The organism is Pseudomonas sp. UTLPPB19802, assembly GCF_059730225.1.
The window spans coordinates 3,339,286-3,353,498 of the sequence record NZ_AP048545.1 but is presented as its reverse complement, the minus strand read 5'-3'; the positions used below and the strand labels follow the sequence as shown (position 1 = coordinate 3,353,498).

10 protein-coding genes are annotated in these 14,213 nt (G+C 51.2%); 5 read left to right on the top strand and 5 right to left on the bottom strand.

The features are described 5' to 3' along the window. Window positions 1–19: 19 nt before the first annotated feature. From AC6I6U_RS15065 to AC6I6U_RS15050, 4 genes are all read left to right on the top strand, one after another. Window positions 20–1,513 (top strand): hypothetical protein, encoded by a 1,494-nt coding sequence (locus AC6I6U_RS15065; RefSeq protein WP_497882696.1) that lies wholly within the window; start codon window positions 20–22, stop codon window positions 1,511–1,513. Between the two features lie 29 nt (window positions 1,514–1,542). Continuing rightward, window positions 1,543–4,377: an RHS repeat-associated core domain-containing protein gene (locus tag AC6I6U_RS15060; protein ID WP_497882695.1), complete on the top strand. Its 2,835-nt coding sequence runs from the start codon at window positions 1,543–1,545 to the stop codon at window positions 4,375–4,377. Beyond that, complete coding sequence (locus AC6I6U_RS15055) at window positions 4,374–4,718, top strand: Imm58 family immunity protein (RefSeq protein WP_497882694.1); 345 nt, start codon at window positions 4,374–4,376, stop codon at window positions 4,716–4,718. Before AC6I6U_RS15060 ends, AC6I6U_RS15055 begins: the two co-directional genes overlap by 4 nt. Window positions 4,719–5,028: 310 nt before the next feature. After that, a complete protein-coding gene (locus tag AC6I6U_RS15050; protein WP_497882693.1) occupies window positions 5,029–5,397 on the top strand; it encodes a hypothetical protein in 369 nt (122 codons plus the stop codon). Between the two features lie 743 nt (window positions 5,398–6,140). Here the strand turns inward: AC6I6U_RS15050 and AC6I6U_RS15045 are convergent. After that, a protein-coding gene (locus AC6I6U_RS15045) for an IS3 family transposase (protein WP_497882692.1) occupies window positions 6,141–7,309 on the bottom strand; the annotation gives its coding sequence in 2 pieces (ribosomal slippage) (window positions 6,141–7,048 and window positions 7,048–7,309; 1,170 coding nt in all). A 331-nt stretch (window positions 7,310–7,640) separates the two neighbouring features. Between AC6I6U_RS15045 and AC6I6U_RS15040 the strand changes: the two genes are divergently transcribed. Next, entirely contained in the window at window positions 7,641–8,075 is a 435-nt protein-coding gene (locus AC6I6U_RS15040) for a hypothetical protein (RefSeq protein WP_497882691.1), read from the top strand. A 563-nt stretch (window positions 8,076–8,638) separates the two neighbouring features. Here the strand turns inward: AC6I6U_RS15040 and tnpC are convergent. The 4 genes from tnpC to AC6I6U_RS15020 form a co-directional block, all read right to left on the bottom strand. Further along, complete coding sequence (gene tnpC, locus AC6I6U_RS15035; RefSeq protein ID WP_497882690.1) at window positions 8,639–10,183, bottom strand: IS66 family transposase; 1,545 nt, start codon at window positions 10,181–10,183, stop codon at window positions 8,639–8,641. An 18-nt stretch (window positions 10,184–10,201) separates the two neighbouring features. Further along, window positions 10,202–10,561, bottom strand: coding sequence for an IS66 family insertion sequence element accessory protein TnpB (gene tnpB / locus AC6I6U_RS15030; protein WP_497882689.1), 360 nt, complete (start codon window positions 10,559–10,561; stop codon window positions 10,202–10,204). Window positions 10,562–11,024: 463 nt separating this feature from the next. Beyond that, a complete protein-coding gene (locus tag AC6I6U_RS15025; RefSeq protein ID WP_497882688.1) occupies window positions 11,025–11,432 on the bottom strand; it encodes a DUF4279 domain-containing protein in 408 nt (135 codons plus the stop codon). A gap of 11 nt (window positions 11,433–11,443) precedes the next feature. Next, the gene (locus AC6I6U_RS15020; protein WP_497883033.1) at window positions 11,444–14,149 is read right to left on the bottom strand and encodes an RHS repeat-associated core domain-containing protein; all 2,706 of its coding nucleotides are present in this window, start codon (window positions 14,147–14,149) and stop codon (window positions 11,444–11,446) included. Between the last annotated feature and the right edge of the window lie 64 nt (window positions 14,150–14,213).

The following is a 14,213-nucleotide window of genomic DNA, read 5'->3' as shown; positions in this document are numbered from 1 at the left end:
TCTATAGAAGGATCTGACAATGATATCTCCAAAAATCCTGGAAAAACCTTACAGGTTACTTTCTCACTCACTCCTAAGAAGAAGTATTGTACTCGTAAGCCTTGCGACTTCCGCTATGTGCCTTAACACTGCGGCGGCCGAAGACTACTATTGGAGCTACTGGGTTTTAGGACCAAACGTCCACTTCCCATCGGCGTATGAAGCATGTGCCATTTACCTAGACGAAAATAATACCTTAACCATCGAAATGGGGAGTGAGATATTAGCGTGGTGTAGATACAAAAGGTTATCTGACGGAGCTATTGAAATGGGCATGGGCGTAGACCGTCGTGGCGATGGATGCCCAGTAGGTAAAATCCATGACCCGCAGTTTGGGCGATGTTTAGCTGGACCAATCAATGATAGCTTTTGCTCAGCTAGCCCTGGCGTGAGCGCTACGGGTGAGCGCCTATCTATCACTCAACCGAGCACTACAAGCGTCAATTTAAACATCCCAAATGTATCAATGCACTACAATAGCTCTTCCGCTGCGTGGAACGACAACTACTCTGACAGACTTAACATCACAAATGGCGACATACTGGTTATCAAGAGTGATGGTCAAGAGCTTTCGTTCTCAAGAAGCCAAAACACAGCCACTGCGATTAAAGGCGTCATAGGGTCTCTACAAAAAAATCTTGAAGGGTGGAAACTTGAAACGCCTAACGAACCTGACCTGATTTTCGATGAGCAAGGGACACTAATTAGAACACAGGGCGTAAGCCCAGGGTCAAACTTAACCATCCAGCGAACAGGTCTAGCGCGTGTAGTGACTAATGAGTTCGGAAAGAGCACTACGCTGACTGAAAATAATGCGCACCAGGTAACATCAATTTCCTCACCTGAACTCATCACAGATTATGTGTATGACAGCAACGGGCGACTAGCATCTGAAACGCACATCCAAGGCACGCAAACATCAACTATAAATTATGTTTACGAAGATACAGCCAATAACAAGCTCTTGACAGGAATCATTGATGAACGCGGTGTGCGGAGTCATTCTTGGTCATATGACAGCAAAGGGCGAGTACTGACTAGCAGCTTGTCTGGCGAAACCAATCGAGTAACATACGATTATAGCAGCGAGGGAGCCGTCAAGGTCACGAATGCGCTCGGAAAGCGCTCGACTTATAACTTCCAAACATTCCAAGGTACCCGGCGAATCACCTCCGTCGCAGGAGAGGCGTCTGCAAATTGTTCGGCTAACAACTCAAGCTATACATACACCGACAACGGCCAATTCCAGAGCAAAATAGATAGCGAGGGCTTAGTTACTACATTTAGCTACAACGATAGAGGCTTGGAGACCAGTCGGACCGAGGCCAGCGGCACCCCGCTCGCCCGAACCACCGTTACTGAGTGGGATCCTGCACGGTACCTCAAGAGCAAGGTTGTGGAGCCCACCCGCACCACGGTATACACCTATGACGCCCAAGGAAGGTCGCTGAGTCAGCAGACCACGCCCAACTGAACCTGGCTCATTTTCTCAAGGATTTGAACATGCAGCACACGATCTTCCGTTTTAGCGCTCTCGCACTCGCTTGCGGCTTCTGGGCCTTGCCCGTTTCAGCCTCGACCATCAGCTACACATACACAGCTCTTGGCCAGATTGCCACGGTCGATGGTCCTCGTACTGATGTGTCAGATATCACCAGCTTTGCCTATGACGCTCAAGGCAATCTGACCACCATCACCAATGCGCTGGGCCAAATCTCGACCCGCACGAACTTCGATACCTACGGCAACCCGCAAACTGTCACTGATCCCAATGGCGTAGTCACCACACTAACCTACACCCCTCAAGGTTGGCTGGCCTCGAGCACGACCGCCGGCGCCACCACTCAATTCGCCTACAACGCCGTTGGGGACCTCATTAAGATAACCGCACCTGATGGGAATTTCTTGGCTTACACCTACGACAGCGCTCGACGTCTGACTGCGGTGACCAACACCCAAGGGGAGACACAGAGCTACACCTTGGATGCTATGGGCAATCGGACCTCAGCTCAAATTAAGGACCCTTCTGGAAGCCTTTTACTCCAGCAGCAGCGCACCTTTGACGAACTCGGCCGCCTATTGACTCAAGTTGGGGCTGGCGGTCAGGTCACTCATTACGCGTACGATCTCAACGATCAAGTGACCCAACAAACTGATGCGCGCAGCAATGTGACGAATCAGGCATTTGACGCATTAGGTCGTGTGGCTCAAGTCACTGATCCGCTTGGTGGTATCACTGCACTGACCTACAACACCGACGACCAGCTCACCCAAGTGGTTGATCCGCGAGGTGTCACGACGCAGTACGCTTATGATGCTGAAGGGCTTCTACTGCAGATCAAAAGCCCTGACGGAGGAACGGCCTCCTTCACTTACGATGATGCTGGAAACGTCAAGCAAAGAACCGACGCACGCGGAGTGGTCACCGACTATCAGTATGATGCTCTGAACCGATTAACCGCCCAACGTTATCCAGCTAGCCCAGCACTGAACGTGAGCTATATCTACGATCAGACAGAAGACGGTAACAAGGGTGTTGGCAGGCTCACTTCAGTTCAGGATGCCAGCGGCACAACGACCTATGTTTATGATGACAATGGTCAGCGAACTAGTCAGAGTCGACTTCTAAATTTGGCTGGTCTTAATGTCAGCGCCGTTACAACCTACAAATACGACAGCGCTGGTCGGCTCGTCCAGCAAGGTTATCCCGACAACATATCGGTCAGCTATGTTCGCAATAGTGCGGGACAAGTCAATGCCGTCACACTTACCCTCAACGGGCAAAATTTCCCCATTGCCAGTAACATTGAGTACGCCCCCTTTGGCCCAGTCAAGCAACTGACTTGGGGCAATGGCTTGACCCTAAACCGCACTTACGACCAAGACTACCAGCTGACAGCTCAATCCATGGGCGTGTGGCAAAACCAATACAGCTTCGACCCGGTCGGTAACCTAGGCAGCCAGCAGAGCAGCCTGTGGGGTACTGTGCAATACCAATACGACGCGTTAAATCGACTGACGCGGGAGCAAAACTCGGCCACACAGAAAGACTACACCCTTGACGCGACAGGAAACCGTACGGAGCGCAAGACCACTGACCTAGCCACCGGTACGATCATCGAAACGCAGACCTCAACTATCGCCGCAGGCAGCAACCGTGTGGAGACACTGGCAGGGTTACCTCTTCCCTATGACACTGCCGGAAATCTGCTGCAGCACACTACAGGCCTGCGCTACACCTACGATGATAGCGGTCGAATGAATGCGGTTTACCAAGCAGGTGCTCAACGAGTAGCTGCTTTCACCTATAACAGCCAAGGCCAGCGCACCCTCAAGGTAAGCTTTGATCCTGCAAGCGGTTCTCTAACCGGTGGCACCACATACCTCTACTCTCCTGATGGAGACATCATTAGCCAGGCCGACTACGCGGCCAACGGCCAACACCTGCTCACTCGCTATTGGGTCTGGCTGGACGGCATGCCTTTAGCTCAAGTGGAACTCAACTATCTAAACGGCGCCGCCAGCGGTTTTCAACTGATATTTCTGCATTCGGACTATCAGAACACTCCACGCCTAGCTAGCACACATCAGGGAATTGTTTGGAGCTGGGCCAGCGACGCTTACGGTGCAGCCGTCCCCAACGAGGATGTGGCAGGAACCGGTAAAGCAACCCATATACCCCTGCGGTTCCCAGGGCAGATCTACGACGCCCAAACACAGCTCAACTACAACTACCACCGGGACTACGATCCGAATTTAGGACGGTATGTACAAAGCGATCCAATTGGCTTGAACGGTGGGCTCAATACATACGGTTATGCCGATAGCAATCCCGTCAACAATGTCGACCCTGATGGACTTGCAGCCTGCGTGGTACTGTTCCCTGACTATCCCATTGAATATGCTGACGGGCAGACCAGTACTTGGCTTGGCGGACACGGTGGTGTCTTGGGATACGATTCGAAAGGTGTTACTCAGTACTATGAATATGGAAGGTACAACCCAAACTCCTCTGGCGTAGTCGGAAAAAAACTAAGCTCTGATGATGGCAATGTTCGGAAAGTTAGTATCCCGAATCTAAAAATAGGTATTGACGGGCAACCGACAGCCGACTCCATGGATAAACTTAAAAAATCTCTATCTTCCGCCGCAGGAAAAAACACCACTGCAAATCTAACGTGCGACGCTAAAGCGGACGAAGAGAAAGTCTATGAGTACGCCATGAGCATCGCCAACAACGATAAACGCCCCAAATATAACTGGACTCCATGGAACGCGAATCAGTGTCGGACATTCTCACAGAAAGCCTTCAACGCAGGGCACAAGGAAGAAAAATGAAAATATCCGTCTCCAAAACAGCACTAGTTCTATCCCTAGGAGGATGCCTTTATCTGTCTTACCTGGTAATCGATCGCTCCATATCCTTAAGCTATTCAAATCAGAGCATCGAAACCACTGCACGTACAGCCTGCCAACTGAGCAGCCTACTAACAAGTACCTGGAGAGGGTTACCCAAGGAAGTAGTCTTTCAACGACTACAGATGGAAGCCGAAAAAAATAAAGACAAAAATATAGTATTGAAAAAAGAAAATGAAATTATCTGGCTCAATCAGACCGCCTTCTATTTTGAAAATGGAAAGCTGAAGAAAATTGGCGAAGACTGCGAAATAACCAGATAAGTACTAGAGCCACCACAAAACGATCTGAGTCCAATGACTCAGATCTAAAAAAAATATTTACCCTCCACATGACTTGGAAAATCAATTTAGAGCAGCATAGGAAAGATAGCAAAATTCCGCTTAGGCTTTCCTCTAGCACCAAGCTCGCCAGCTTGCTCACATCGAAACTCTGGAAATAGGGCGCTGACAACAACGCCTGGCTCAGTTAATAATCAAATAAACAGAAAATTAACAAAAACACCAGTAACAAGTTATCCATCATGGCCAAGGCAATTGCAGCCTTGGTCATTGCAGTTGCAGCAGTATTTTTGTGGCAGACGAAAAACTTCCATCCAAAAAATACGTACCATTATCCACTTTAGTCGATGAAGCAGGAAGAATCGCCCTACCAAATGGGGCCTCTCTTATTGAAATATCTAAGAACCATAAAACCAGTTCCGCAATCGTTTCAAAAAAATACAAAGCCTCGCTAAACCAAGGCGAGATTTTCGAGCATTACAAAAAAACCTTAGGGGCAGCTGGGTGGCGCCATATCACCAATGACACAGCGCTCATTGATTCCTATTGCAAAGGAGAGCTTGAAGCGGAGATCCAATACAACACATCTCTTAGCTCTTATAATTTTTCCGTTGCGTGGTTTCAACGCGGAAATAATAAATGTGGAAGCCCAACAAAATAGCCGAAAATTTTCACCTACCTAGGTTATGCAAATGTGTACCCATTATCATACATAAATCATTTTGACCTTCACCCTGGCGACAAACTGTTTGGATTGCCAAAAGCTTTTTGGAAATGGCTTCACAAACAAGGCGACATGAATGATCTGAAAGGGCCCAACGGGCAGGTCACAAAATAAACGACTGAAGAATACTATAAAGAGTGGCTAGAAAAAAGACAAACCTAAACCAGATTCAAAAGGCCGACTCAATGATATATTGGAATTTATTCTGCCTCCTGGATTCGAGGAAGCGTGCGAGCTAAATCCCACAATGCTCGGTTGTCCCAAACCAGAAATTCCAATGTGCTAAACCTAGGAGCGAAAATAACCATATTAGAATACAGCCTCTCAATAATTGGAACCAAAGAAACCTCCGCACGGTTTCTGGAGGCTTATGAAGGTGATAAGAACCACACAATCAGAAAGACTAACGGTACAGCCAGCGTACCCATAGAAGATTTTGAATTTTCAGAGTGGTCAGACTTCAACAAAAGAGCCTCCGAATTCCTTCAAAGGCTACATGTACTTACTTCACCCCCTCCATCCAACAGCAAAGCCACTTTGCGCACAGGGCTTTATTAAAACATCAACGAAACTAGCACTTTAGAAATAAGCTTATCAAACGAATTGCTTTCAAAGATATCAGAAACCGGCCTAAACTTAGAGGTATCATGCTATCCATGCAGTGACTAAATGTGTAGTGGTCAACAATTCCCGGACACAGAATTGAGTTTTTCTTCCGCCACCGCCGGCGGTACGAAACCGTTGTGCTGATGCGGCCTTGTCCAGTTGTACCGCTGCATGAGATAGCGGCCGATGTCCTGCTCAGCCAACGCTGTCGTCATGTAACCCACCGTCGGCACCCACTCCGTTTTCAGGCTACGAAACAGCCGCTCCATGGGGGCATTGTCGTAACAATTTCCTCGTCGGCTCATGCTTTGGGTCATCCGATAGCGCCAGAGCCGCTGGCGAAAACTACGGCTGCCATATTGACTGCCTTGGTCGCTGTGAAACAGGACACCCCGTGGTCTGCCACGCATCTCGTAAGCCCTGTCGAGCGCCTTGATGACCAGTTCGGCATCAGGCTTGGCCGACATCGCCCAGCCCACCACTCTGCGGCTGAACAAGTCCAATACAACGGCCAGGTAATTCCATCGACCCTGTGCCCAGATATAGGTGATGTCACCGCACCAGACCGTGTTCGGCGCTGCCACGGTGAACTGCCGATCAAGGACATTGGGAATGTCGGGGCGCTCAACCGTGGCCTTCTTGTAGGCATGAGAACCAGGCTGTTTGCTGATCAAACCCTGCTCCTTCATCAATCTTCTGACTTTGAAACGCCCGACCTCGACGCCTTCATCCCGGAGCATGGCAACGAGACTGCGGCTACCCGCTGAGCTACGGCTTTGACTGAACAGCTCGTTGACGCGGCTGCGCAGGCTCACTCGGCGCACATCGATACGACGGCGCCGGGCCAGATGGGCGTAGTAACAAGATCGGGGCAGTTCGAAGACCGAACACAACAGTTGAACAGGGTAGTGTCTTGCCAACTGCCGAATCGACTTCAACGTCTGCGCCCGTGTTCCTCGGCCATCAAGAGCGCAGTGGCCTCCTTTAAGATTTTCTTCTCAAGCTCCAGCCGGTTGATGCGGGCCTGAAGCTCCTGGATCGTCTGCTGCTCCGGCGTGAGCGCCTTGGCAGTGGGGGTAATGCCGCCGCGCTCCAGTTGCAACTGGGCGACCCAGCGACGCAACAAGCTCTCACCCACGTCGAGGGATCTGGCGGCCTCGGGGCAACTGTAGCCTTGATCGAGCACCAGGCTGGCAGCCTCACGCTTGAAGGCGGGGGTGAAAGTACGTCGTTGTCTGCTCATCGAACACCTCTGTATGGCGATCATTCTCGCCTAAAAAGGTGTCCGGGGTTAGTAGACCACTACATATAAGAATGTGTGCAATACTCCTCCGCCCCCTACAGGCAACGCCTGTGCAGATATGAGAAACAGAATCAAGTGGTTAAAACAGTGTGCAGGCATGAGGCAAGACTGGGATGATCGCTGGTTCCCAGACAGACACAAAGCTGATATCAAGAACCTTAACAATAGTATTGCGCGACTGACGAGAATATATGAAAACTCCTGGAGCTGCAAAGATGAACCATTGGACTGCGATTGACACCCAAACACTTTGCATAATCGAGGCAGAAAAATGAAAACAATTCCGCTTGAGAGTGACTGGGGTGATGTGGAAAGTTTCCTTGACCTTCGAGATGCCTATCAAACGTTTAACGGAAAGGACAGCGAAGAAGCAGAACAGCTATTCTATGAAAATGTTATTGCACGCTGCGCAGACTTAAGATGGATGCCACCGATACCTTTCCAGTACTACCTTCTTTCCTTTCGCGACCATATTACATCTGGAAAATTCGACGCTTTCAGCAAACCGGACGCAGCCAGCTGTTTCATTGAAATAGTAAAAGCCAGAGTCACCGAGCACCCAGAACATTTGACACCAATATTCAATGAGCTCCTACCCACACTTCGGGAAATAGCGAATAATCAACTTTCCTACGAGGCAGACCCTGACATATACGGAGACTTTAAAGAGTCTCTGCAAGAAATCCTAACAGCGTATAAACCTTAATTTTTTGAGCCTAGCTGGTCTACTTACTCCGGACATCTCTGCAAGACGAACATTTTCGCCTTAAAAGAGCCCGAAGCTAGTAGACCACGGCAAATAACAATCGAGCTCAACAGACTCAAATCTCTACTTCTTAGTCCTTAACCTTCGATAGCGGGAGAAGCTAACCCCTGAAGCAGTAAAGAGGATAATAGAATAAAGCAAATGTCTAATTGCCTTATCCAGAAACAAGCCTGGACTTGGTATTGGCGGACCAGATGACAGCCAAAAATTATACACGGCACTATTAAAATACAATAACGCAACACCCGCACACAAAAAACAAACAAAAATCCAGAACGCGACTTTCACAAGCCTCATCTCCTACACTTATTAATGACCTCATTCACAAAAGACTGGCACTGATTGAACGGTCCCCAACGCCCTAAAGCCCTGCCAATCTCAAGTTCTACATTCACACAGGCTTCATCTATATCGGGCTGGATGTCACATTGCGCATTGGCTTGTAACGACTGATCTTTGTATGCGATCCATAAACCCCACCTGCCCAACAGTGGGTTAACGGTCTACCGTGGCATTTCTGGCGAGCAGTTCCACGGCAGCAGGGCTTCGTAGTGCTCTACCGACGAGGCATGTGGCAACCGCTCAAGTACGTGGCGCAGCCACGTATAAGGCTCTTGGCCGTTGGCTTTCGCGGTTTCGACCAGACTGTAGATATGCGCGCTGGCGGTGGCTCCGTTGACAGTGTCGCTGAACAGCCAGGCCTTGCGCCCGATGACAAACGGTTTGATCGCTCTTTCGGCCGCGTTGTTGTCGATAGGTAAGTAACCTGCTTCGACATAGCGTTCCAGCCGACTCCAGTTGTTCGCCAGATAATGCACGGCTTTGCCTAGTGCACTTTGCGGTGTCACCTGCGATTGGGTTTTATCCAGCCAACTTTTCAGTTGCGCCAGAATCGGCAGGCTTCGCTCCTGGCGACCGATAAACCGTTGTTCATCGCTGACGTCCTTGAGTTCGCGTTCGATGCCGTACAGCTTGTTGATCATCGTCAGCGCGACATCGGCCCGTCCGGTCTTACCTTTGGGCTGCACTTTTTGCGCGTCCACGAACTTGCGGCGTGCATGGGCCATGCAGGCCAGACGTTCCACGCCCGGCTGCAACGCCAACTCGTTATAGCCGGCGTAATCATCGGTCATGACATAGCCGCGATAACTGTCCAGCAAGCGCAACGGCACGTCCTGCGCACGGCTGGAGGTGTAATCAAACAGCACGACTTTTCGATCCGGCAGATCGCTGGCTTGCACCCACATCCAGGACTGACTGGTCGGGTCTCGGTCCGGTTCTTTCAACACCTGGACGCGGGTTTCATCGCAGTGGATCAACGGGTTTTCCAGCAGCCGGTCACGCATCAAATTAAGCAGCGGCTGGAAGTGTTCACTGCATTGGATGATCCAGCGTGCGAGAGTCTGGCGTGGAATATCAATGCCATGCCGACTGAGCACCGTTTCAAACCGATGCAGCGGCAAACCGTCGACATACTTGGTGATCAGCAACATGGCCAATACGCTCGGGCTGGCCATGCTCTTTTCGATCAGTTGGGCAGGCTTGTCAGCCGTGACCGGGGCCGCTTCGCAGCCACGGCAACCATAGATCTTGCGGATGTGTTTGATGACCCGAATCTGCATCGGCACGATGTCCAGTTGCTCGCTGGTCTCTTCGCCGATGGCATGTTTGCGGCAACCGCAAGCACAGGTCAGTTCATGCTCGGGCAGTTCGTGGATGACTTCGACACGCGGCAGATCGGCGGACAACGGCTTGCGTTTGCCACGGCGCGCTGTCGGTGCAACGACTTCCTCATCAGCGTCACCCACCGAAGGCATCGGCTCGCTTTCGGGTTCGTTGAACAAGGCCAGTTGCGGCGTATTGGGTTCAACGGTTTGCTCGGACTTGCGTCCAAACAGACGGTCACGCAACAGCTTGATCTGTTCTTTCAGATCGACGATGTGGGTCTGATAAGCCTGGGCTGTTTGCTCCTGACGATTGAGTGCCTCAAGCAGCAGTTGCTTGAGCAAGGCCGGGTCATCAGGAAGGTCATCGGGCAGAGAAATCATGGCCCGGATTATACCGGGTCACCCCACGTAGCGCGGGGTCAAAACTTGATGAGGGCGGTTGCGCCAGAGATCAAAACCGTCGAGCAGCCAGTTCAGCTCCTGGACGCTGAGCATAATCGCCTCGTCCGAGGCATCGGGCGATGTTTTAAAACGTTCGGATTCCAGGCGCTTGAGCCAAAGGCAGAAGCCATTGCGTTCCCAATACAAGATCTTCACTCGGTTACGGGATTTGTTGAGGAAAACGAAGAGCACGGGGTCGAATACCGCGACTTTTATATCCAGCTCGACCAACGCGGCGAGGCCGTCGATGGATTTTCGGAAGTCGATAGGCTTGGGGTAGAGGTAGACTTTTTCGACTTTGGCGTCGGGTCGCATCATGAGGTGCTGGCTCCGGAGGGAATCGGGAGTACAGAATCCAAGATCATCTGGCCGCTTTGAATGTGGGGTTCATGGAGCGGTTACTGATCTTTGTGATCAACCACCTGAACAGGGGAAAATGGAAGGTACTATTTCCATCCTGTGCGGGAATCTCTCATGCATTTGCTCCCATACCGGCTTCTTTGGTATCAGTTAACAGCCATTCATGATTCATCTGAATCAAAGGGAAAACCATATCTGCTGGTCGACTGCATACATATTGTTCGGGCCTAGTAGACCACTACATATGCGAAATTCTCAAAAACAGATCAAGACACCTGCTCGTCTTTGAAAGCATTAAAAAACTCTCGAAGATGCCCTTGATAAGAAAATCGCAAACCCAGACGCCTAAGCCAGCTGAAAAAATCGGCACTCAAAATATCAACTGAACGACCTAGACGCCTTTTATTAAACCCTCACGCCGCTAGCTTTGGTAAATATCAAAACTAATATCCAACCCCAGCCGCCCTACCTTTTCAAGAAGACCACTACCAAACGTTTCTCCAATATTCCTATCTCCAAACCATCCAATAAAAAACTCTACTGAATTCCCAGCCAGCACATGGTTTCTTAGCTCACCTGAGAGGCCTTCAAGCTTTCGAGCCTCATCAAAAAGAAACTCACTCAAACTTCCACTATGACTCTTGCAAAGCGTAAACGAACAGTAGTTTTTCTCGTAAACACCACTTAAAAGCTTTCCGCTCGGCGAGACCCTAGGCTGGTCCTTTCTATGAATCGTATTAGGTTCCACCCCGAGAGATCGAGCAACTGCATCCGGATCGAAATTAGGGCCGGCGAACCTCAAGGACACACTAAAAGTATATGGATTCATCTTTCACTCAATTAAGGCAAGTAATCATCGATTGGGCCATTGTTGACAGCATTTCCGTCAGCATCGCCGGTGTAGACATCACCATTTGGAGCAACCCCAGTCCAATCTCGCGGACCTGCACCAACGCCATCCTTAACACCGTGTAACGCATCTTTATCCAAACCAGGCACCTGATCAATTGGAATCGTCCCTGAAGGGCAACCTTTGGGCTTAGAACCAGGTTTTGGTTTAGCGAACATGGGCTGAGAAAGCCAATTACTGATGGCGGCGCCCACACCTACTCCGGCAAACACGCCTGTACCAGCAGCAAGCGAGCCACCAGACCCTGGTACATACACATTAATGGCACCGGTTGAGCTCAGACCCTGCTTGTCGATTCTGTTAAAAGGATTGCTACTGGCATACCCATAAGTATTGAGCCCACCCTTGAGTCCGATCGGGTCACTCTGTACATACCGTCCCAGGTTGGAGTCGTAGTCGCGATAGTAGTTGTAGTTCAACTGCGCCTGAGCGTCATAGATCTGACCCGGGAAGCGCAGCGGAATATGCGTCGCCTTGCCACTGCCAGCGACATCTTCATTGGGCAGTGCTGCGCCGTATGCATCGCTGGCCCAACTCCACACGATACCTTGATGAGTGCTGGCCAGGCGCGGGGTATTCAAGTGGTCCGAGTGCAGAAAGACCAGTTGGAAGCCACCGGAAACTCCATTGGCATAATGAAGCTCGACTTGAGCCAATGGCATGCCATCCATCCAGACCCAGTAGCGCGTCACCAAGCGCTGGCCGTTGGCTGCATAATCAGCCTGACCGATGATTTCCCCCCCAGGTCCGTACAGGTAAGTACTGCCACCGAGCAGAGCACCACTCACCGGGTCAAAGGACACCTTGAGCGCGCGCTGACCCTGACTGTTGTAAGTGAAGGTGGCGACACGCTGGGAGCCAGCCTGGTAAACCGCATTCATGCGACCGCTATCGTCATAGGCATAACGCAGACCTGTGGTGTGCTGCCGTAGGTTACCTATCGCGTCATAAGGCAGCGTCAGTCCATCAAGGGTTTCCAAACGATTGCTGTCGGCTGCGACCGTAGCCGTTTGGGTTTCAATGACGGCGCCGGTATTGATATCTGTGGTCTTGCGTTCTGTGCGATTGCCCGTGGCATCGAAGGCGTAATCCTTCTGGGTGGCCGCGTTCTGCTCGCGCGTCAGACGATTCAACGCATCGTACTGGTACTGCACTGCCCCCCACAGAGTGCTTTGCTGATTGCTGATATTGCCCACCGGATCAAAACCATACTGGTTCTGCCAGACACCGACGGTTTGAGCCGTCATCTGATAGTCCTGGTTGAACGTCCGACTCAGCGTCAGCCCGTTGCCCCAGGTCAGTTGCTTGAGTGGGCCAAAAGGGGCATAGGCGATGTTGCTGGCGATTGGGAAGCTCTGGCCATTGAGCGACAGTGTAACCGCACTGACTTGCCCGGCAGCGTTGCGGGCGTAACTGACAGAAATATTGTCCGGGTAACCCTGCTGGACGACCCTACCAACGCTGTCATAGCTGTAGGTCGAGGGGGCACTGATGTCCAGACCCGCAAGGTTCAAGCTACGGTTTTGGGTGATTCGCTGGCCAAACCCATCATAGCTGTAGACCGTCGTTCCGCTCGCATCCTTGATCGTAGTGAGTCGGCCCACACCCTTGTTGCCCGAATCGGTTTGATCGTAGGTGTACGTCACGTCCAACGCGGGTGTTGCGGGATAACGCAGTGCTATAAGACGATCCAGCGCATCATATTGGTATGTGGTGACAACGCTCCGGGCATCGACTCTTTGCTTAACGTTGCCGGCCTCGTCATACGAGAAACTCGATGTTCCTCCGTCAGGACTTTTAACCTGGAGCACCCGCCCCTCGGCATCGTATGTATATCGGGTGATGACCCCACGTGGATCCACTACCTGAGTGATCTGGTCGTCAGTGTTGTAGGTCAGAGCAGTGACGCCCCCGAGCGGATCAGTAATGCGGGCGATCCTCCCCAAAGCGTCAAAAGCCTGAGAAGTCGCGTTGCTGCGCGCATCAGTTTGCTGGGTCAGTTGATCATTAAGGTCATAGGCATAACGAGTGACCTGACCACCAGCACCCACTTGGGTCAGCAAGCGGCCCAATTCATCATAGGTACGCTGCTGCTGACGAGCCAAGTTCCCGCTCGCATCCTTTACCTGGGAAGAGGTCCTATTGCCCATGGCATCCAGAGTGTATTTCTGAGTGTCGCCAAGCATGTTGGTGACAGCAATCAGTCGATGAGCATCGTCATAGGTATAGGCCAGGAAGCTACCATCGGCAGCGGTGACCTTGGCCAGATCTCCAACAGGGTTATAGGCGTACTGGGTCGTTGCGCCTGCGGTCGTACTCGTGGCCAACCAGCCCTGGGATGTGTAGGTCATCGTAGTGACCACACCATTGGGATCAGTGACGCTTTGGGGATTACCGTAAGCATCGAAGTTTGCACGCTTTGAAACCTGGCCCAAGGCATTAGTGATGGTGGTCAGGTTGCCCTGGGCGTCATAAGCAAACTGGGTAATGTCAGACACGTCGGTGCGAGGACCGTCGATCGAGGCCACCTGTCCCAATGGCGTGTACGTGTAGTTGGTGGTCGAGGCAAGCACCGGCAAGGAAGCAAGGCTACAGACCAGCGCCAGAGCACCAAAACGAAAGGAAGCATGCTGCATGTTCAGCTCCAGTGAGAAAAAGTACCAACTCCATAAAATTGTCGCCAAGCCCTAGGCCTGTGAC

Excerpts from the sequence above, each read along its gene's own strand:
- AC6I6U_RS15055 (WP_497882694.1), top strand. The coding sequence starts at position 4,374 with ATGAAAATATCCGTCTCCAAAACAGCACTAGTTCTATCCCTAGGAGGA.
- AC6I6U_RS15025 (WP_497882688.1), bottom strand. The coding sequence starts at position 11,432 with ATGAATCCATATACTTTTAGTGTGTCCTTGAGGTTCGCCGGCCCTAAT.
- AC6I6U_RS15040 (WP_497882691.1), top strand. The coding sequence starts at position 7,641 with ATGAAAACAATTCCGCTTGAGAGTGACTGGGGTGATGTGGAAAGTTTC.
- AC6I6U_RS15020 (WP_497883033.1), bottom strand. The coding sequence starts at position 14,149 with ATGCAGCATGCTTCCTTTCGTTTTGGTGCTCTGGCGCTGGTCTGTAGC.
- AC6I6U_RS15065 (WP_497882696.1), top strand. The coding sequence starts at position 20 with ATGATATCTCCAAAAATCCTGGAAAAACCTTACAGGTTACTTTCTCAC.
- AC6I6U_RS15060 (WP_497882695.1), top strand. The coding sequence starts at position 1,543 with ATGCAGCACACGATCTTCCGTTTTAGCGCTCTCGCACTCGCTTGCGGC.
- tnpC (WP_497882690.1), bottom strand. The coding sequence starts at position 10,183 with ATGATTTCTCTGCCCGATGACCTTCCTGATGACCCGGCCTTGCTCAAG.
- tnpB (WP_497882689.1), bottom strand. The coding sequence starts at position 10,561 with ATGATGCGACCCGACGCCAAAGTCGAAAAAGTCTACCTCTACCCCAAG.